This is a genomic window from Micromonospora sp. CPCC 205554, from assembly GCF_036902745.1.
Taxonomy (GTDB): Bacteria; Actinomycetota; Actinomycetes; order Mycobacteriales; family Micromonosporaceae; genus Micromonospora; species Micromonospora tulbaghiae.
Genome location: NZ_JBAKHP010000024.1, coordinates 1 through 18,797 on the forward strand (window position 1 = coordinate 1; position 18,797 = coordinate 18,797).

16 protein-coding genes and 1 pseudogene are annotated in these 18,797 nt (G+C 73.5%); 11 read left to right on the forward strand and 6 right to left on the reverse strand.

Features of this window, described 5'->3' with window-relative positions:
• Positions 1-2: 2 nt before the first annotated feature.
• Positions 3-1,826, reverse strand: coding sequence for a family 20 glycosylhydrolase (locus tag V6U82_RS23990; RefSeq protein WP_334464744.1), 1,824 nt, complete (start codon positions 1,824-1,826; stop codon positions 3-5).
• Positions 1,827-2,136: 310 nt separating this feature from the next.
• On the opposite strand from V6U82_RS23990, the gene ppdK reads away from it, so the two are divergent.
• The 10 genes from ppdK to V6U82_RS24040 all read left to right on the forward strand — a co-directional run bounded on the left by ppdK (position 2,137) and on the right by V6U82_RS24040 (position 13,827).
• On the forward strand, positions 2,137-4,845 hold the full coding sequence (gene ppdK, locus V6U82_RS23995; protein WP_128138411.1) for a pyruvate, phosphate dikinase: 2,709 nt from the start codon (positions 2,137-2,139) through the stop codon (positions 4,843-4,845).
• A gap of 116 nt (positions 4,846-4,961) precedes the next feature.
• Positions 4,962-5,315 carry a VOC family protein gene (locus V6U82_RS24000; protein ID WP_120568537.1) on the forward strand — a complete coding sequence of 118 codons (354 nt, stop codon included), beginning with the start codon at positions 4,962-4,964 and terminating at the stop codon, positions 5,313-5,315.
• Positions 5,316-5,364: 49 nt separating this feature from the next.
• Positions 5,365-6,591 carry a deoxyguanosinetriphosphate triphosphohydrolase gene (locus V6U82_RS24005; RefSeq protein WP_334464748.1) on the forward strand — a complete coding sequence of 409 codons (1,227 nt, stop codon included), beginning with the start codon at positions 5,365-5,367 and terminating at the stop codon, positions 6,589-6,591.
• Positions 6,592-6,630: 39 nt separating this feature from the next.
• Positions 6,631-7,467 carry a siderophore-interacting protein gene (locus V6U82_RS24010; RefSeq protein ID WP_334464750.1) on the forward strand — a complete coding sequence of 279 codons (837 nt, stop codon included), beginning with the start codon at positions 6,631-6,633 and terminating at the stop codon, positions 7,465-7,467.
• 91 nt (positions 7,468-7,558) lie between these two features.
• Positions 7,559-9,193, forward strand: a complete 1,635-nt coding sequence (locus V6U82_RS24015) for a BCCT family transporter (RefSeq protein ID WP_334464752.1) — start codon at positions 7,559-7,561, stop codon at positions 9,191-9,193.
• A 44-nt stretch (positions 9,194-9,237) separates the two neighbouring features.
• Positions 9,238-10,212, forward strand: a complete 975-nt coding sequence (locus tag V6U82_RS24020; RefSeq protein WP_334464754.1) for an ABC transporter ATP-binding protein — start codon at positions 9,238-9,240, stop codon at positions 10,210-10,212.
• Positions 10,209-11,060 carry an ABC transporter permease gene (locus tag V6U82_RS24025; protein WP_128138416.1) on the forward strand — a complete coding sequence of 284 codons (852 nt, stop codon included), beginning with the start codon at positions 10,209-10,211 and terminating at the stop codon, positions 11,058-11,060. Before V6U82_RS24020 ends, V6U82_RS24025 begins: the two co-directional genes overlap by 4 nt.
• A gap of 10 nt (positions 11,061-11,070) precedes the next feature.
• The gene (locus V6U82_RS24030; RefSeq protein WP_013287928.1) at positions 11,071-11,316 is read left to right on the forward strand and encodes a helix-turn-helix transcriptional regulator; all 246 of its coding nucleotides are present in this window, start codon (positions 11,071-11,073) and stop codon (positions 11,314-11,316) included.
• 73 nt (positions 11,317-11,389) lie between these two features.
• Positions 11,390-13,285, forward strand: a complete 1,896-nt coding sequence (dnaG, locus tag V6U82_RS24035; protein ID WP_334464756.1) for a DNA primase — start codon at positions 11,390-11,392, stop codon at positions 13,283-13,285.
• Entirely contained in the window at positions 13,285-13,827 is a 543-nt protein-coding gene (locus V6U82_RS24040; RefSeq protein WP_334464758.1) for a hypothetical protein, read from the forward strand. The genes dnaG and V6U82_RS24040 overlap by 1 nt, the downstream gene beginning before the upstream one ends.
• Before the next feature lie 4 nt (positions 13,828-13,831).
• Here the strand turns inward: V6U82_RS24040 and V6U82_RS24045 are convergent, their stop codons facing one another.
• Positions 13,832-14,206, reverse strand: coding sequence for a type II toxin-antitoxin system VapC family toxin (locus V6U82_RS24045; RefSeq protein WP_334464760.1), 375 nt, complete (start codon positions 14,204-14,206; stop codon positions 13,832-13,834).
• Positions 14,203-14,430, reverse strand: a pseudogene (locus V6U82_RS24050) (type II toxin-antitoxin system Phd/YefM family antitoxin); the annotation flags it as partial. The pseudogene V6U82_RS24050 and the gene V6U82_RS24045, both read right to left, overlap by 4 nt.
• A 71-nt stretch (positions 14,431-14,501) precedes the next feature.
• Here V6U82_RS24050 and V6U82_RS24055 point away from each other — a divergent pair.
• On the forward strand, positions 14,502-15,041 hold the full coding sequence (locus tag V6U82_RS24055) for a GNAT family N-acetyltransferase (RefSeq protein ID WP_334464762.1): 540 nt from the start codon (positions 14,502-14,504) through the stop codon (positions 15,039-15,041).
• Between the two features lie 46 nt (positions 15,042-15,087).
• On the opposite strand, the gene V6U82_RS24060 is transcribed toward V6U82_RS24055, so the two are convergent.
• From V6U82_RS24060 to V6U82_RS24070, 3 genes are read right to left on the reverse strand one after another with little or no spacing between them, the layout of a single operon-like run.
• Positions 15,088-16,056 (reverse strand): TAXI family TRAP transporter solute-binding subunit, encoded by a 969-nt coding sequence (locus V6U82_RS24060; protein WP_128138773.1) that lies wholly within the window; start codon positions 16,054-16,056, stop codon positions 15,088-15,090.
• Positions 16,053-16,445 carry a roadblock/LC7 domain-containing protein gene (locus V6U82_RS24065; RefSeq protein ID WP_128138772.1) on the reverse strand — a complete coding sequence of 131 codons (393 nt, stop codon included), beginning with the start codon at positions 16,443-16,445 and terminating at the stop codon, positions 16,053-16,055. Before V6U82_RS24065 ends, V6U82_RS24060 begins: the two co-directional genes overlap by 4 nt.
• Entirely contained in the window at positions 16,442-18,796 is a 2,355-nt protein-coding gene (locus tag V6U82_RS24070; RefSeq protein WP_334464765.1) for a sensor histidine kinase, read from the reverse strand. The genes V6U82_RS24065 and V6U82_RS24070 overlap by 4 nt, the downstream gene beginning before the upstream one ends.
• Position 18,797 lies beyond the last annotated feature (1 nt).

Below are 18,797 nucleotides of genomic sequence, written 5' to 3' on the forward strand. Positions count from 1 at the left end.
GGTCAGGGGGTGGTGGGGGTGGGGGTGGTGTGGGGGGTGGGCTGGGTGGGGATGCCTGGGGTTTTGGGGGGCCAGGGGACTTCGGGGGAGGGGTGGAAGGTGATGCCGGCGGTGGTCCAGCGCGGGCCGTGGGCGGCCAGCCGGCTGCGGAACCGGGGCCAGTCGTGCGTCTCGCGCGGTGACCAGGCCAGTTCGGCGAGGGCGGGCAGGCGCGGGAAGAGCATGAACTCGACCTCGGCGATCGTGGTGACCGACTCGGTCCACAACGGCGCCTCCACACCCAGCACCGCCTCGGGCGGCACACCCCGCACGTGCGTGGCCGGATCCCACTCGTACGCCCGGCGCAGGTCGATCAGACCGGCCCAGTCGTGTCCGATCGGGGTGTCCGGGGCGTACTTCATGTCCAGGTACGCGTGGTTGCCGGGGGAGAGGATCAGCCGGGCGCCCCGGCGTACCGCGTCGGCGGTCTCCGGGTCGTCACCGTTCGTGCCCCACCACTGAAGGACGCGCCCGTCGACGTGTTCGGCCGGGGCGAGCTGGTGCCAGCCGACGACGGTCTTGCCGGTCGCGGCGACCAGCCGCTGTGCCCGCTCCACGAACGCGCGGTAGCTGTCGGCCGGCACCTTGAACGCCTCGTCGCCGCCGAGGTGCAGCCACGGTCCGGGCGTCAGCGTGGCCACCTCGCCGACCACGTCCGCGACGAAGGCGTACGTCCGCTCGTCGGCGGGGTCGACGAAGCTGAACCCGACCTCGGTGCCGGTGTACGGCGGCGGCGCGATCTTGCCGGGCGCCAGTTCGGGGTACGCGACGAGCGCCGCGTTGGTGTGGCCCGGCAGGTCGATCTCGGGCACCACTGTGACGTGGCGGCGGGCGGCGTACGCGACGAGGCGGCGGTAGTCGTCCCGGGTGTACCAGCCGCCGGGGCCGCCGCCGACCTCGGTCGCGCCGCCGACCTCGGCGAGCCGGGGCCAGGAGTCGACAGCGATCCGCCAGCCCTGGTCGTCGGTGAGGTGCAGGTGCAGGTGGTTGAGCTTGTAGCGGGCCAGGTGGTCGACCACCCGCAGCACGTCCTCGACCGGGAAGAAGTGGCGGGCGACGTCGAGCATGGCGCCCCGGTAGGGGAAGCGCGGCCGGTCGACGATCGTGCCGCCCGGCACCGCCCAGCGCACCGCGACAGGGGCCGGGCTCTCGATCGGCGCGGGTAGGAGCTGCCGCAGCGTCTGCGCGCCGTGGAACAGTCCGGCCGGGGTGGCGGCGGTGATCCGGGCGCCGCCGGCGGTCACGTCTAGGCGGTAACCCTCGTCCCCGAGCCCGGCGTCGTCCGGCTCGGCGGTGCGGCCCGTCGCGCCGGACGGCTCACCGCCCGCGACGTCCGCCGCCTCCGGGCCCGTGGACGCCGGCCTGGCCACGACCGCACCGCTCGGCACGGCGGCGTCCGCCGGGGACAGCGTGAGCGTGAGCGGGCCGCCCTCGGCGGTGTCGGCGACCGGGAGCGGGAAACCGGTGGCCGGGCGCAGCCAGCCGGCGAGCTGTTCGGCCACGTCCCGCGCGGCGGGGCTGACCCGCAGCACCGCGTCCGCGCTCAGCGTGAAGTCACCGGCCGGGTCCGGGAGCACCTGCTCGGGTGCCGGCACCACGTCGCCGAGCCGGACCGCCGCCGGTCCGGCGAGCGCCCCGGCGGCCCGGCCCGCGGCGACCCGGGCCAGCTCGGCGGCGGGCGCCGGCACACCGGGCAGCGGCGCAGCGGGTGCGTCGGCGGAAGGGCTGGTGGGGCGGGTGTCGGTCGGCTCCGGCCCGGTCTCCGGGGCGGCGGGGTTGGTCTGCACGGCGACGGCTCCGAGGGTGTATTCGCGCGGGATATGGCAAAGGTCAGGTTCCGCGAGATGCAGTGACGTCAAGGGTACGAGAGGAATCGGAATTGCGTGATCGTGCTCGTGGAAGCGTTCCCAAAAACCCGTACGAACGCGGATTGTGGTGACCGTTGTGCCGAAAGTCACCGAACGCTCCCAGGTTTCTCGAAACTCGCCTAGCCTTCGCCCCACCGACGCTGACGAGCCGGGATTACCGGTGGTCACTACCGGGGTATGTCCGAACTGAACCTTCGTTAAGTGTCAATGGCGCGCGTGGGAGGCTCTGGTGGCAGCGCACGATCCGGTCGAGCAGAAGTACGTCTACGACTTCGCCGAGGGCAACAAGGATCTCAAGGATCTGCTCGGCGGCAAGGGGGCCAACCTGGCCGAGATGACGAATCTCGGCCTGCCGGTTCCGCCCGGCTTCACGATCACCACGGAGGCCTGCAAGGCGTACCTGACGACCGGGCGTGAGCCGGACGGCCTGGCCGCGCAGATCGAGGCGCACCTGGAGTCCCTGGAGCGCGAGATGGGCCGGCGCCTCGGCGACCCGGACGACCCGCTGCTGGTCTCGGTACGCTCCGGCGCCAAGTTCTCCATGCCGGGCATGATGGAGACCGTCCTCAACGTCGGTCTCAACGACCGCAGCGTGGTCGGACTCAGCAACCAGGCGGGTGGGAACGACAGGTTCGCCTGGGACTCCTACCGCCGCCTGATCCAGATGTTCGGCAAGACCGTCTGCGAGGTGCCGGGCGAGGAGTTCGAGCACGCGCTGGACGAGATCAAGCGCGCCAAGGGTACGCACAACGACCTCGACCTGGACGCCGACGACCTGCGCGGGCTGGTCGACGCGTACAAGCAGATCTTCGCCAAGCACACCGGCCGCGAGTTCCCGCAGGAGCCGCGCGAGCAGCTCGACCTGGCCATCCGCGCGGTCTTCGAGTCGTGGAACGCGGAGCGGGCGGTGCTCTACCGCCGGCAGGAGCGCATCCCCGCCGACCTGGGCACCGCCGTCAACGTGGTGACGATGGTCTTCGGCAACCTCGGCCCCGACTCGGGCACCGGAGTCGCGTTCACCCGCGACCCGGGCAGCGGGGCGCAGGGCATCTACGGCGACTACCTCGCCAACGCCCAGGGCGAGGACGTGGTGGCCGGCATCCGCAACACGGTGCCGTTGCAGGAGCTGGAGCAGCTCGACAAGACCTCCTACGACCAGCTGCTCGGCATCATGGCCCGGCTGGAGGAGCACTACAAGGACCTGTGCGACATCGAGTTCACCATCGAGCGCGGCAAGCTGTGGATGCTCCAGACCCGGGTCGGCAAGCGCACCGCCGCGGCCGCGTTCGTCATCGCCGGGCAGCTCGTCGACGAGGGCCTGATCGATCTGGACGAGGCGCTGCACCGGGTCAACGGGGCCCAGCTCGCCCAGCTGATGTTCCCGCGTTTCCAGCTCGACCACGAGTTCGAGCCGGTCGCCAAGGGCATCGGCGCCTCCCCGGGCGCGGCGTCCGGCAAGGTGGTCTTCACCTCGGCCCGGGCGGTCGAGCTGGCCGCCGAGGGCGAGTCGGTGATCCTGGTCCGCCGGGAGACCAACCCGGACGACCTCAACGGCATGATCGCCGCCAAGGGGATCCTGACCTCCCGGGGCGGCAAGACCAGCCACGCCGCGGTGGTGGCCCGCGGCATGGGCAAGACCTGTGTCTCCGGCGCCGACGAGCTGGACGTCAACGTGCCGGCGAAGAAGTTCACAGTGGGCGGCCACGTGGTGAACGAGGGCGACGTGGTCTCGATCGACGGCACCACCGGCAAGGTCTACCTCGGTGAGGTGCCGGTCATGCCGTCCGAGGTGGTGCAGTACTTCGAGGGCGAACTCGACCCGGAGAACACCGACGACGCGCTGGTCCGCGCCGTACACCGGATCATGACGCACGCCGACGCGGCGCGGCGGCTGCGGGTCCGCACGAACGCCGACACCGGCGCGGACGCGGCCCGGGCGCGGCGCTTCGGGGCCGAGGGCATCGGCCTGTGCCGCACCGAGCACATGTTCCTCGGCGACCGGCGCGAGCTGGTCGAGCGGCTCATCCTGGCCTCCGGCGAACGGGAGCGGGAGGACGCGCTCGCGGCACTGCTGCCGCTGCAGCGGGCCGACTTCGTCGAGATCTTCCGGGAGATGGACGGCCTTCCGGTCACGGTGCGGCTGATCGACCCGCCGCTGCACGAGTTCCTGCCCCCGCTGGAGCAGCTCGCGGTGAACGTCGCGGTGGCCCAGGAGCGCGGCGAGGACGTCGCGAAGGAGGAGGCGCTGCTCGCCGCCGTGCGGCGGATGCACGAGGAGAACCCGATGCTGGGCCTGCGCGGTGTCCGGCTCGGCCTGGTCATCCCGGGCCTGTTCGCCATGCAGGTGCGCGCGATCGCGGAGGCCGCCGTCGCGGTCGTCCGCGACGGCGGCACGGCCTGCCCGGAGATCATGGTGCCGCTGGTCGGGGCCGTGCAGGAGCTGGAGACGGTACGCGCCGAGGCCGAGCGGATCATCGCCGAGGTGGTCGGGGACAGCGGCGTCGAGGTGCTGATCGGCACGATGATCGAGGTTCCCCGGGCGGCGTTGACCGCCGGGCAGATCGCCGAGGCGGCCGAGTTCTTCTCCTTCGGCACCAACGACCTGACCCAGATGGGCTGGGGCTTCTCCCGCGACGACGTGGAGGGCGCGTTCTTCTGGCGTTACCTGGAGCTGGGCATCTTCGGCATCTCGCCGTTCGAGTCGATCGACACCGACGGTGTCGGCCGGCTGGTGCGCATCGCCGCCGAGGAGGGCCGGGCGGCCCGTCCGGGGCTGAAGCTCGGCGTCTGCGGCGAGCACGGCGGTGACCCGGATTCGGTGCACTTCTTCCACGAGGTCGGACTGGACTACGTCTCCTGCTCGCCGTTCCGGGTGCCGGTGGCCCGGCTGGAGGCGGGCCGCGCGGCCATCACCACCACGGGTTCGGACTCCCGCTGAGGAGGGCGCGGGGTCGCCGGTGCTCGCCGGCGGCCCCGCGTGCGCCCGGCGCGCCTTTCCGGCCTCCTCGGCGTAACCTGAGCTTCCGCCGCGTGTCGATCAGGAGGGGTGTCCACATGACCGCCGTCTGGGAGAACCTGGTAGTCGACGCCCGGGATCCGTCCCGGCTCGCCAGTTGGTGGGCGGAGGCGCTCGGCTATCAGGTGATCACCGACAAGCCGGACGAGGTGGAGATCCGCCGGACTCCCGACACGCTGCCCGGCCTCGTCTTCGTCCCGGTCGCCGGGCCGAAGGAGGGGAAGAACCGGCTGCACATCGACCTGCGCCCGGCCGACATGGAGGCCGAGGTGGAGCGCCTGGTCGACATGGGCGCCCGGCACGTCGACATCGGCCAGGGAGACGTGGAGTGGACGGTGCTCGCCGACCCGGAGGGCAACGAGTTCTGCGTGCTCCGGGAGCGCGAGGAGTGAGCCGGTCTTGCGAGCCCCGCAGTCGCGACCATCTGCGTATCCGGGAGAAATGAGCGACGCGGCGCGGCTGGTCGGCGAGGCGCCCAAGGACACCGGGTACGGCCGGTCGCCGTTCGAGCGGGACCGCGCCCGCGTGCTGCACTCGGCGGCGTTCCGCCGGCTCGCCGCGAAGACCCAGGTGCACACCGCCGGGACGAACGACTTCCTGCGTACCCGGCTGACCCACTCGCTGGAGGTCGCGCAGATCGCTCGCGAGATGGGCGCCCGGCTGGGCTGCGACCCGGACGTGGTGGACACCGCCGGGTTGGCGCACGACCTGGGTCACCCGCCGTTCGGGCACAACGGCGAGTACGCCCTGGACGAGCTGGCCGCCGCCTGCGGCGGCTTCGAGGGCAACGCGCAGACGCTGCGGGTGCTCACCCGGCTGGAGGCGAAGGTGTTCACCCCGGACGGGCGCTCGGCCGGGCTGAACCTGACCCGGGCCGCGTTGGACGCGGTCAGCAAGTACCCGTGGCCGCGCCGCGCCGGGGAGCGCAAGTTCGGCGTGTACGCCGACGACCGCCCGGTCTTCGACTGGCTGCGCGAGGGCGCCCCGCCCGGTGCCCGGCGCTGCCTGGAGGCCCAGGTGATGGACTGGGCCGACGACGTGGCGTACTCGGTGCACGACGTCGAGGACGGCATCCACGGCGGGTACGTCGACCTGCGCCCGCTGCTGGCCGACGCGGACGAGCGGCGGGCGCTCTGCGCCGACGTGGCCGCCGCGTACTCGGGTGAGGCGCCGGAGGATCTGGGCGAGGTGCTCGCCGACCTGCTGGCCGATCCGGTGCTCGCGCCGCTGGCCGCGTACGACGGCAGCCACCGCGCGCTCGCCGCGTTGAAGGCCACCACCAGCGTGCTCACCGGCCGGTTCGTGGCCGGCGTGGTGGCCGCGACCGAGCAGCGTCACGGTCCGGGCCCGCACCGCCGCTACGCCGCCGACCTGGAGGTGCCGCGCCGGATCCGGGCGCAGTGCGCGCTGCTCAAGGGCATCGCGCTGCGGTACGTGATGCGCCGTCCCGGCGCCGAGGGCCGCTACGCGCGGCAGCGCGACGTCCTGACCGGGCTGGTGGCGGTGCTGCTGGACCGGGCGCCTGACGCGCTCGACCCGGTGTTCGCGCCGCTGTGGCGGGACGCGGCGGACGACGCCGCGCGGCTGCGCGTGGTGATCGACCAGGTCGCCTCGCTCACCGATCCGGCCGCGCTGGCCTGGCACGCCCGGCTGGTGTCGCCAAGCTGACCGGATCACCCCCGCGGAGCTTAGGCTAGCCTAAGCAGCATGACGGATCGCCCGAAGAAGCTCACCGCCGCCACGGTCGTCCGGACCACGCGGCCCACCCCACACCTGATCCGCCTGGTCCTGGGCGGCGCCGAGCTGGCCGGGCTGCCGGTGGGCGCGTACACCGACCACTACGTGAAGTTCGTCTTCCCGCCGGCCGGGGTGACCTACCCGTACCCGGTCGACCTGGCCACGATCAAGCGGGAGTTCCCGGCGGAGCAGTGGCCGCGCCTGCGCGCGTACACGGTGCGGGCCTGGGACGCCGCGGCCGGTGAGATGACCGTGGACGTGGTGCACCACGGCGACGAGGGTCTGGCCGGGCCGTGGGCGGCGGCGCTGCGCCCGGGCGACCGGGTGTTGTTCGCCGGGCCGGGCGGCGCGTACGCGCCGGACCCGGCCGCCGACTGGCACCTGCTGGCGGGCGACGAGAGCGCGCTGCCGGCCATCGCCGCCGCCCTGGAACGGCTGCCGGCGGGCGCGCCCGCCAAGGTGTACGTCGAGGTCGGCGGCCCGGCCGACGAGCTGCCCCTGACCAGCCCGGGCGAGGTCGAGGTGTGCTGGCTGCACCGGGACGGGCGCCCGTACGGCGAGTCGCTGGTCGAAGCGGTCCGGGCGCTGGAGTTCCCGCCCGGCCGGGTGCACGCGTTCGTGCACGGCGAGGCCGGCGCGATGAAGGAGCTGCGGCGGCTGCTGCGCGTCGAGCGCGGCGTGCCCCGGGGCGACCTGTCCGTCTCCGGCTACTGGCGGCGCGGCATGGACGACGAGGGCTGGCGGTCCACCAAGCCGGCCTGGAACGCCGAGGTCGAGGCCGAGGAAGCCACCGCCACCCCCGCCTGACCCACCCCGCCCTCACCCCCATCCCGCTCCCGACGGTACGGGGTGGGGCGTTTCGTCCCACCCCGGCGCCCGCTCCGCCCAGGATGGGGCCATGGCGGAGGATGTGGGGGAGCGGGCCGGGACACAGCCGGCCGACCGGGTGGTGCTCGGGCTCGGCGTGGCCGGTGTGCTGGCCGTGGTGGCCTGGGGCGTGTTCGCGCGTGGTTCCCTGGCGTCATTCGGCGCGGCCGGGCTGAGTTGGACGATCGACACGTTCGGCTGGTTCTTCGTGGTCGCGGCGGACGCCTTCCTGGTGCTGGCGGTCGTCGTGGCCGCCTCCCGGTTCGGCCGGATCCGGCTGGGCGCCGACGACGACGGGCCGGAGTTCGACACGCTGGCCTGGGTCGCCATGATGTTCAGCGCCGGCATGGGCATCGGCCTGGTGTTCTTCGCCGTCGCCGAACCGATCCAGCACTACGCGACGCCGCCTCCCGCCTCCGGTGTCGCGCCGCAGACCGGCGCCGCCGCCGCGACGGCCATGCAGTACACGCTCTTCCACTGGACGCTGCACCCGTGGGGCATCTACGCGATCGCGGCGCTGGCCCTGGCGTACTCGACCTTCCGCAAGGGGCGGGGCAACCGGATCTCGTCCGCGTTCGCGCCGCTGCTCGGCGACCGGACCGACGGCCCGCTCGGCCGCGCGATCGACCTGCTCGCCGTCTTCGCCACCGTGTTCGGGTCCGCGACCAGCCTCGGGCTGGGCGCGCTCCAGGTGGCGGCCGGCCTCGACCTGGTGGCCGGGGTGCCGGACGGCCGGGCCGTCGAGCTGACGATCATCGGCGCGCTCACGCTCGCGTTCGTCGTGTCCGCCTTCTCCGGACTGCACCGGGGCGTCAAGTGGCTGTCCACCACGAACGTGCTGATCGCCGTCGTGCTGATGCTGTTCGTGTTCGTGGTCGGTCCGACCGTCTACACGCTGGAGGTGCTGCCCGCCTCGGTCGGTGACTACCTGAGCGGCCTGGTGCGCATGTCGACGCGTACCGGGGCGTTCTCCGATCCGGCCTGGCTGGGCTCGTGGACCATCTTCTACTGGGCGTGGTGGATCTCCTGGGCGCCGTTCGTGGGCACGTTCATCGCCCGCATCTCGCGCGGCCGTACGGTCCGCCAGTTCCTGATCGGGGTGCTGCTGATACCCAGCGGCGCGAGCACCGTCTGGTTCGCGGTGATGGGCGGGAGCGCCCTGCGTACGCAGACCACCGGCACCCGGGACCTGGTGGCGGACGTGGACGCCGGTTCGGAGCAGGCGCTGTTCGGGCTGCTCGGCGCGCTGCCGCTGGCCACGCTGACGAGCGTGCTCGCCATGGTGCTGATCGCGCTCTACTTCGTCACCAGCGCGGACTCGGCGTCGCTGGTGCTCGGCTCGCTCAGCTCGCGCGGCGCGCTGCGGCCGCACCGCGGGGTGGTGGTGCTCTGGGGCGTGCTGATCGGCGCGGTCGCGGCGGCGTTGCTGCTGGCCGGCGGGCTGGCCGCGCTGCAACAGGCGACCATCCTGGTCGCGCTGCCGTTCGTCGTGGTGATGCTGGGCCTGGCCGTCGCGGTGCTCCGGGAGATGGCCGCCGATCCGATGCTGCGCGCCGGGCCCCGGCCCCGCCGCTCCGGCCTGGCCGCCGCGGTGAACGCGGCCCGGTCGTACGAGGAGGAGGAGCCGGCCCCCGTCACGCGGTGGTTCCATCGCCCTCGCCCCTGAGCGGGGGTACCTCGCTTTGTAGTATGGGTGCTACATTCCGGGGCATGACTGCTGTCGAACTCCCGGGGGTCGTCGCGTCCCCCCGACCTCCCGACGAGGATCTCGTCCTCGACGTGCGGGATCTGCGTATGCGCTACGGCGCGGTCGACGTGCTGCACGGCGTCGACCTGACCGCCCGGCGGGGCGAGGTGGTGGCGCTGCTCGGGCCCAACGGCGCCGGCAAGACGACCACCATCGAGATCCTCGAAGGCTTCCGGCTGCCCTCGGCCGGCACGGTGCGCGTGCTCGGCACCGACCCGGCGCGCGGCGACGAGCGGTGGCGCGCGCGGCTGGGCGTGGTGCTCCAGTCCTGGCGCGACCACGGCAAGTGGCGGGTGCGGGAGCTGCTCGCCCACCTCGGCGACTTCTACGCGCCGTACGCCACCGACCGGATCCCGCGCCCGTGGCCGGTCGACGAGCTGCTGGAGACGGTGGGACTGAGCGCGCACGCCGGCAGCCGGGTGGCCCGGCTCTCCGGTGGACAGCGCCGCCGGCTCGACGTCGCGGTCGGCATCGTCGGCCGCCCGGAACTGCTGTTCCTGGACGAGCCGACAGTCGGCTTCGACCCGGCCGCCCGGCGCGAGTTCCACGAGCTGGTGCACCGCCTGGCCGACCTGGACGAGACCACCATCGTGCTGACCACGCACGACCTGGCCGAGGCGGAGAAGCTGGCCGACCGCATCCTCATCCTGGCCGGCGGCCGGATCATCGCCGAGGGCTCACCCGACCAGCTCGCCCGGCGCGTCGCGGGGGACGCCGAGGTGCGCTGGACCCGTGACGGCGAGCGGTACGTGCACGCCACCGCCGACGCCACCGCGTTCCTGCGCGACCTGCTCCGCGAGCACGGCGACCGGGTACGCGAGCTGGAGGTGCGCCGGGCCAGTCTGGAGGACGCGTACCTGGCGCTGGTGCACGAGGAGGAGACCGGCATCCGTACCGGCCGGGCCGAGCGGGTGTGGCAGCAGGAGGCGAACCGATGAATCCGACCACCAACGCGCTGCGGGCCGGGCTGCGGCGCGGCGTGATCGAGCTGCGCGCGACGTTCACCAACGGCCAGGATCTCTGGACCTACTTCTTCCCCACGGTCGTGCTGCTGGTCGCCGTGTTCTGGATGCGCGGCTCGACGGTGCCCGGCACCGACTTCTCGCTCGGCGCCCGTACGCTGCCCAGCGCGCTCGGCATGGGCCTGCTCTTCGGCGGCCTGCTCGGGCTGGCCAACCAGCTCGTCATCGACCGGGAGGACGGCACGCTGCTGCGCGCCAAGGCGATTCCGGACGGCATGCTCGGCTACCTGGTCGGCAAGATCGTCCTGGTGTCGGCGGTCGCGCTGATCGGCGTGGCCATCCAGCTCACACCCGGGCTGTTCTTCCTCGACGGGCTGCGGCTCGGCGACCCCGGCGCCTGGCTCACGCTGGCCTGGGTGGTGCCGCTCGGGCTGGTGGCGACGCTGCCGCTGGGCGCGGTGATCGGCTCGCTGGTGGAGAACCCGCGCAACATGGGCCTGGTGGTGATGCCGATCTTCGGTCTGATCGCGCTGTCCGGCATCTTCTACCCGATCAACGGCCTGCCCGGCTGGCTCCAGGGCGTCGCCCAGGTCTTCCCGCTCTACTGGCTAGGCTTGGGCATGCGCTCGGCGCTGCTCCCGGGCGACCTGGCGGCAGTCGAACTCGGCGGCTCCTGGCGGCACCTGGAGACGGTCGGCGTGCTCGGCGCCTGGGCGGTGCTCGGGCTCGTGCTGGCCCCGGTGGTGCTGCGGCGGATGGCCCGCCGGGAGTCCGGCTCGCGGGTCGCGGCCCGGCGGGAGCGGGCCATGCAGCGGGTCGGATGAGAGGGCGTCGATGAGCGAGACCGTGCACAACCGCATCGCGGTGCTGCGCGCCGAGCGGGGCATCTCCCGGCGCCAACTGGCCGACGCGCTCGGTGTGCACTACCAGACCGTCGGTTACCTGGAGCGCGGCGAGTTCCGGCCCAGCCTGCACCTGGCGTTGCGCATCGCCGCGTACTTCGAGGTGCCGGTCGAGGTGGTCTTCTCCATCGAGCCGTTCCCGCGTATCGGCGACCCCGCGGCGGCCCGCTCGGCCTGAGCCGGCGGGGGCGGGCGTGGCCGGCCACACGCCCGTCCCCCCGGCCGCCGGAACGTCGGTCCGGCAGGGCAGGATGTACGCCGAGGGGGTGGCGGTCATGGCGGGGCGGATCCGGGACGAGGACATCGCGCTGGTCCGCGAGCGCACCGCCATCGCGGACGTCATCTCCGAGGTGGTGACGCTCAAGTCGGCCGGCGGCGGCAACCTCAAAGGGCTCTGCCCGTTCCACGACGAGAAGAGCCCGTCGTTCAACGTCTCGCCCGCCCGCAACGTGTTCTACTGCTTCGGCTGCGGGGTCGGTGGCGACGCGATCAAGTTCCTGATGGACGCCGAGCACCTCAGCTTCGTCGAGTCGGTGGAGCGGCTCGCCGCCCGCGCCGGCATCCAGCTGCGCTACGTCGAGGACGACCGGTCCACGCCACGTCCCCGCCCCCAGCAGGGGCAGCGGCAGCGCCTGGTGGCGGCGCACGCCGCCGCCGTCGACTTCTACCGGGCCCAGCTCACCACCGCCGGCGCCCGGCCGGCCCGCGAGTTCCTCGCCGGGCGCGGCTTCGACCGGGCCGCCGCCGAGCGGTACGGCTGCGGCTTCGCCCCCGACGGGTGGGACCTGCTCACCAAGCACCTGCGCCAGCAGGGCTTCACCCACGACGAGCTGGTGACCGCCGGCCTGTCCCGGCCGGCCCGGTCCGGCTCGCTGATCGACCGGTTCCGCCGCCGCCTGATGTGGCCGATCCGGGACATCACCGGCGACGTGATCGGCTTCGGCGCCCGCAAGCTGTTCGACGACGACGACGGCCCGAAATACCTCAACACCCCCGAGACGCCGCTCTACAAGAAGTCGCACGTGCTCTACGGCATCGACCAGGCCAAGCGGGAGATCGCCAAGCAGGGCAAGGTGGTGGTGGTCGAGGGCTACACCGACGTGATGGCCTGCCACCTCGCCGAGGTGCCGACAGCGGTGGCGACCTGCGGCACCGCGTTCGGCGGCGACCACATCTCGGTGCTGCGCCGGGTGCTGTTCGACAGCGACGAGCGGGCCGGCGAGATCATCTTCACTTTCGACGGTGACGCGGCCGGCCAGAAGGCCGCGTTGCGCGCGTTCGAGGACGACCAGCGCTTCGTCGGGCGTACCTTCATCGCGGTCAGCCCCGACAACATGGACCCGTGCGAGCTGCGCCTGGCCAAGGGCGATCTGGCCGTACGCGACCTGGTGGCCCGCCGCGAACCGCTGGTGGACTTCGCGCTCCGGCACGTGATCAACCGGTTCGACCTGGACACCGTCGACGGCCGGGTCGAGGCCATGCGCCGCGCCGCGCCTCTGGTGGCGAAGATCAAGGACCGGGAGAAGCGCCCGGAGTACGTGCGCAAACTCGCCGGTGACCTCGGCATGGAGATCGAGCCGGTGCAGCGCGCGGTGCTGGCCGCCGCGCACGGGCCGCAGGCCGGTGGCGCGCCCGCCGCGCCCGCCCGCCCCGGCCCGGCCGCGCCGACTGTGGACAGCCCGCGTTCCATGGTGGAGCGGGAGGCGCTGAAGCTGGCGTTGCAGGAGCCGGTCCTGGCCGGTCCGATGTTCGACGCGGTCGAGGCGACCGACTACCAGCACCCGGTGCACGTGGCGGTACGCGCCGCCGTGGCCGCGGCAGGCGGCGCGTCCGGCGCCACCGGCGGCGCGGTCTGGATCGAGCGGGTCCGCGACGCCTGCGACGACCTGGCCGGGCAGGCGCTGATCGGTGAGCTGGCGGTGGAGCCGTTGCGTATCGACGGTGAGCCCGACCCGAGGTACGTCTCGATCACCATGGCCCGGCTCCAGTGGAGTTCGGTCACCGGCCGCATCCGCGACCTGAAGTCGAAGATCCAGCGGATCAATCCGGTGAGCAACAAGGACGAGTACTTCGCCCTGTTCGGGGAACTGCTCTCGCTGGAACAGCACGCACGGGCACTGCGCGAGCAGGCCGCCGGAGGTTTGTGATGGGTCTGTTCAACCGCCGGCCGAAACTGCCCTCGGCCGACCGGCCGCCGCTGGCCGCCGACGAGCGGGTGCTCGCCTGGGCCGCCGCCGGCACCGGCGAGGGTGGCAACGACGGCGTGCTGGTCGCCAGCAACCGCGGTCTCTGGCTGCCCGGCCGCGTCGACCGCCTCGGCTGGCACGACATCCTCAAGGCGGTCTGGTCCGGCCGGGAGATGACAGTCACCCCCGCCGAGCCGGTCGCCGAGCGCGACGGTTATCTGGTGGTGGCGGACGGCCTCCCCGAGACGTACCTGCTCGTCGACCCGGGCGACCTGCCGCACCAGGTCCGGGCCCGGGTCACCGGCTCGGTGGCGTACACCTCGCACCACGAGGTGCCCGGCGGCTCCGGGCGGATCGCGGCCCGGCGGGTGCCCGGCGTCGACGGTCTGACCTGGACGGTCCGCTACGACCCGGGGACACCCGCCGACGACGAGGCGGTGACCGTCGAGACCGCCCGGCTGGTCGCGGCGGCGCGGGCCGCCACCGCCCCCGCCGACGCCTGAGGCCCTACACCTTGAGGACGTCTACCTCGTAGAGCGGGATGGAGGCGTCGCGCGTGGCCAGGGTCAGGTCCTCCGTGATCGCCTGCGCCACCAGCATCCGGTCGAACGGATCACGGTGATGCGGCGGCAGGCTGCCCGCGGTGATGGCGTGGTCGTGGGTCACCGGGAGTTCGCGGAAACCCATGTCGCGCACCCGTTCGGCCAGGTCGGGCGGGCCGGAGAGCTTCCCCGCCTGCTGCTTGACGGTGATCTCCAAGAGGCTGACCGGGGAGAGGAAGACATCGGGGTCGTGGCGTAGCCGGTCGAGGAACTCGACACCGAGGGTGGCGTCGCCGGTGATGGCCCAGAGCGCGACGTGGGTGTCCAGCAGCAGGGTCATGCGCCGATTCCGAAGTCGGCGGCGATCTCGGCGTTGGTCTGTGGCGAATCCCAGTCGCCCGAGAGGTCGACCTGCCCCGCGAGGGAGCCGATCGCTGTGCGGTCGGTCCGGCGCACCAGCGGTACGACCTTCGCCACAGGGGTTCCCGCCCGATCGATGATGATTTCTTCGCCGCGCTCCACCCGCTCGATGATGCGCGACAGGTGCGTCTTGGCGTCGTTTAGGCATGTGGGGCGCCCGGCGGCGGCCGGATAATCCGGTCGAGTGGCTGCGGACCGGCTGTTAGCGTCGCGGCATGTTCGCCACCGACCGGGTCCGCCTGCGCCCGCCCACCCCAGACGACGCGCCGGACCTGTTCCGCCTGCACGCCGATCCGGAACTGCACCTGGTCACCGACGACGAGCCGTTCCTGCCGCACCACGTCGGCCACGTCCGGGCCCGGCTGGAGAAGCGTGCCGCCGAGCAGCCGGCTGCCGACGCCGCGGTGTCGCTGCTGGCCGAGACCGTCGCCGACGGCACGTTCCTCGGCACCGGCGTGCTGTGGGGGATCAACACCTTCAACGGGTACGCCCACCTCGGCATCACGCTGCTCCCCGAGGCGCGCGGCCAGGGCTACGGGACCGAGGTGATCCGGCTGCTCTGCCGGTACGGCTTCCGCAACCGCAACCTGCGCCGGCTGGAGATCGAGACGCTCGCCGGCAACACGGCCATGCGGCGCACCGCCGAGAGGTGCGGTTTCGTCCACGAGGGCACCCAGCGGGACCGCGAGTACGACGGCGACGGCTTCACCGACCTGGCGATCTACGGCCTGCTGCGGCGCGACTGGACGCCGTAGCGGGCGTGGCGCCGCCCCGGGGTGGGCCGAGGGGACGGGCCCGCGCTCAGCCGGTGCGGTAGAACCGCTGCGCGCCCGGGTGCAGCGGGATCGGCCGGGTCGCCGCGGCGCTGGACCGGTTGAAGTTCGCCGCCTCCGGGTGCACCTGGATCAACTCGCCCTGCCAGGTGAACAGCACCCGGGTCAGGTCGTACGCGAGCTGCTCCGGCATGTCCGCCGCCACCAGGATCACGTTCGCCACGGTGATGGTCGGCGTCGGCTGGGGCGTGCCGTAGACCTCCTTCGGCAGCGTCGCCGTGGTGTAGACCGCGCCGAAGCGGGCGCTCAACGGCTCGATCAGCTCGTCGAGCGGCAGCAGCCGGAACGTGCCGGGCGCGGAGGAGAGCAGGTCCTTGACGCCGGGTGTGGGCAGGCCACCGGAGAAGAACATCGCGTCCAGGCCCTTGGCGCGCATCCGATTGACCGTCTCCGGCAGCGACAGGTTGAACCGCTGGATGTCCCGGTTCGGGTCCATGCCACCGGCGGTGAGCAGGCGCCCGGCGATGATGTCGGTGCCGGACCTGGGCGAACCGGTGGAGATGCGCTTGCCGCGCAGGTCGGCGAAGCTGCCGATCTTGCCGTCGGCGCGGACGATCACGTGCGTGTAGTTGCTGTAGACCCGGGCCAGCGCGCGCACCGGCTGCGGCTGCTTGTCGAACGCCCCGCGCCCGTCGACCGCGTCCGCCGCGGTGTCGGCCAGGCTGAACGCGATCTCCATGTCGCCGCTCGCCACCCGGGTGATGTTCTCCACCGACGCGCCGGTCGGCTCCGCCCGCGCCTCGTACCCGGGCAGGTGGCGGGTGATCAGGTCGGCGTACCCGCCGCCGAGCTGGTAGTAGACGCCGGTGGTGTTGCCGGTGGCCAGGAAGATCCGCCCGCCGTGCCACGCCTGGGGAGTGGAGTCCTCGGCGGCGCAGCCCGCCACCAGCACCGCCGTCATCAGCGCGGCCAGCAGCCGCAGCGGGCGGCCGGTCACCGCCGGACCGCCGGTTCCAGCGCCTCCGCCACCCGCTGCACCAGCGTCGCCGTCTCGTAGCCGATCTGGCCCAGGTCGCAGCCGGGCGCGGCCAGCACGCCGAGCAGCGCCCGTTCGCCCACCGCCATCACCAGCATGACCCCGCCGTCCATGTCCACGATCTGCTGGCGTACCCGGCCGGCGGACATCAGGCGGGCCGCGCCCACGGTCAGGCTCGCCAGCCCGCTGATCACCGCCGCGAGCTGGTCGACCTGGTCGGGGGAGAGGTCCGGCGAGGACGCCAGCCGCAACCCGTCCTCGGAGACCGCGAGCGCGTGCGAGACGTCCGGCACCTGCTCGGCGAAGTTCGCCAGCAGCCAGTCCAGGCCGGTGGAGGACGGTGAGGTCATGGTCTTCTCCCGTGGGGTGTGGTGGTGTTCGGGGCACGGCGGGTCGCGCTGGCCACCCCCTCGGCGAGGGCGGACAGCCGGGCACGTACCACTTCGGGGTCGAGCAGGTCGGTGGCCGGCGGCGGCGCGGTGGCGTCCGGCATCGGCTCGGGCAGGTGGCCGCCCACCTGCCGCCGGGGCAGCCCGGCGGCGGTCGTCGGGACGGGCGTCGGCGGCACACTCACCGGCCGGATCCGCGCCGTGCTCGGCGCCAGCAACGCGCCACCGGGCGTGCGGACGGCGGCGACGCCGCGCACCGGGCCGACGGTCGTGGCGCTGGTGACGAGGCTGTGGGCGCCGGCCGCCGGCCGTGCGGCGGGCCCGGACTTGAACCAGGCCGCGGCGCGCGGCCGCCGCTCCGCGGCCGGGCGCGACGCCACCGACTCGACCCGGGTCAGCACCGATTCGGGTACGTCGACCTGCGCCACGGTGCCGGTGCCGGGGTTGTGCAACTGCACCCGGATGCCGTGCCGGGCGGCCAGGTGAGCCACCACGTGCAGGCCCATGCTGCCCGCCGCGGCGCTGGACAGCGTGGCCGGCGCGGCCAGCCGCTCGTTGATCTCGGCCAGCCGGCTCTCGCTGACGCCGATGCCCTGGTCGTGGACGCGCAACACCAGCCCGTCGACCGTGCGCCGGCCGTCGACGAGCACCCGCGCCTCCGGTGGCGAGTAGACGGTGGCGTTCTCCAGCAGCTCGGCCAGCAGGTGCACCAGGTTGCCGGCCGCCGTGCCGTGCACCGCGGCGGTCGGCACGTCGACCTCCACCCGGGGGTAGTCCTCGATCTCGGAGGCCGCCGCCCGGACCACGTCGTCCAGCAGCAACGCGCCCTCGTGCCCGCGGCCGGGTTCGCCACCGGCGAGCACCAGCAGGTTCTCCCCGTTGCGGCGCAACCGGGCGGCGAGGTGGTCCAGTGCGAACAGCCGGGCCAGCGCGTCCGGGTCGGTCTCCTCGCGCTCGAAGTCGTCCAGCAGCCGCAGCTGCCGGGTGATGAGCGTACGGATGCGCCGGGCCAGGGCCTCCGCCATCCGGGTCACGTCCAGCCGCAACTCGGCCTGCTGCCCGGCCAGCCGCAACGCGGCCCGGTTCACCGTGTCGAACGCCTCGGCGACCTGCGCCACCTCGTCCCGGCCCCGCCTGATTCCGTCGGTCATCCGGGTCGCCGGGCCCTCCGCCGGGGTCCGCTCGCCCGCCGCGATCGCGGTGATCCGTTCCGGCAGCTCCCGGTTCGCCATGGTGAGCGCGGCCACCCGCAGCCGGCGCAACCGGCGGCTGGTGCGTACCGCCAGCAGCACGGCGGTGACGAGCGAGCCGAGCGCGACTGTGCTCGTCGCCCCGGCGGTCAGCACCGCACGCAGCCGGGCCGCCCTGGCCAGGTCGGCCGCGTCCCGGTCCAGCCCGTCGGACAGGTCCCGGCCGAGCAGGTTGTACCGGCGGATCGCGCCGCTCTGCGCCACGTACCAGGCGTCGCCGTCGGTCTTCACCGTGCCCGGCGCGCCGTCGGAGTCGAGCACGGCGTCACGTATCCGGCGGGCAGTGGTCACGTCGGTGCCGTCGACCAGCCGGTACCAGGCCCTGTTCGCCGGGGCGGAGGCGATCCGCAGGAACTCGGCCTGCCGCTGCTCCCGGGCGCCCCGCAGCCGGCCCAGCCGGGCCAGTTCGCCACTTTGCAGTCCACCCCGGACGAACACCGCCCGCAGCAGGTCGCGCTCCAGCGCGGACAGGTGCTCCTGGGCGGCCACCGCCGCCACCTCGCGCGCCTGGTTGGCCAGTTCGGCGTCGCGGAGCTGGCTGGGCAGCGCGTCCGCGACCGCGAGCAGCGACTCCACGAGCGACACGTACGCCGGGTCGCCGCGCTCACCGGCCAGCGCCAGTTCCCGGGTGGGCGCGAGTTGCTCCAGGCGCCCTCGCGCGTCGTCCAGCACCCCGGCCAGATCGGGGGCGGCCCGGCGCGCGTCACCCTGCGCCGAGCGGTAACGCTCCACCGCCGTGTCCACCCGGCGGCGCTGCGCGTCCACGAGCGGGCGGCCGGACGTACCGCCGCGCTGGCGCAACGCGGCCGTCTCGCCCAGCTCGCGTTCCAGCTCGTGCACCAGCCGTACGGTCGCGGTGGCGGTGCCGGCCAGCACGCGGGCCCGGTCGGCGTCGGCGGACGCGTCGAGCGCGGCGCCGGTCTGCGCCGCCCCCAGCACGACCAGCCCGGCGGTGGCCACCAGGATCGGCGCCAGCAGTTGGACGCGGACCGAGCGGAGGCGTCCGGTGCGGTCCGCGGAGCGGTGATGCCGGCGTACGCGAGCCGGGTGGGGCAGCGGCACG

Coding starts and splice junctions, on each gene's coding strand:
- dnaG (WP_334464756.1), top strand. CDS start 11,390: ATGTACGCCGAGGGGGTGGCGGTCATGGCGGGGCGGATCCGGGACGAG.
- V6U82_RS24030 (WP_013287928.1), top strand. CDS start 11,071: ATGAGCGAGACCGTGCACAACCGCATCGCGGTGCTGCGCGCCGAGCGG.
- V6U82_RS24005 (WP_334464748.1), top strand. CDS start 5,365: ATGAGCGACGCGGCGCGGCTGGTCGGCGAGGCGCCCAAGGACACCGGG.
- V6U82_RS24025 (WP_128138416.1), top strand. CDS start 10,209: ATGAATCCGACCACCAACGCGCTGCGGGCCGGGCTGCGGCGCGGCGTG.
- V6U82_RS24020 (WP_334464754.1), top strand. CDS start 9,238: ATGACTGCTGTCGAACTCCCGGGGGTCGTCGCGTCCCCCCGACCTCCC.
- V6U82_RS24065 (WP_128138772.1), bottom strand. CDS start 16,445: ATGACCTCACCGTCCTCCACCGGCCTGGACTGGCTGCTGGCGAACTTC.
- V6U82_RS24000 (WP_120568537.1), top strand. CDS start 4,962: ATGACCGCCGTCTGGGAGAACCTGGTAGTCGACGCCCGGGATCCGTCC.
- V6U82_RS24010 (WP_334464750.1), top strand. CDS start 6,631: ATGACGGATCGCCCGAAGAAGCTCACCGCCGCCACGGTCGTCCGGACC.
- V6U82_RS24015 (WP_334464752.1), top strand. CDS start 7,559: ATGGCGGAGGATGTGGGGGAGCGGGCCGGGACACAGCCGGCCGACCGG.
- V6U82_RS24055 (WP_334464762.1), top strand. CDS start 14,502: ATGTTCGCCACCGACCGGGTCCGCCTGCGCCCGCCCACCCCAGACGAC.
- V6U82_RS24040 (WP_334464758.1), top strand. CDS start 13,285: ATGGGTCTGTTCAACCGCCGGCCGAAACTGCCCTCGGCCGACCGGCCG.
- V6U82_RS24045 (WP_334464760.1), bottom strand. CDS start 14,206: ATGACCCTGCTGCTGGACACCCACGTCGCGCTCTGGGCCATCACCGGC.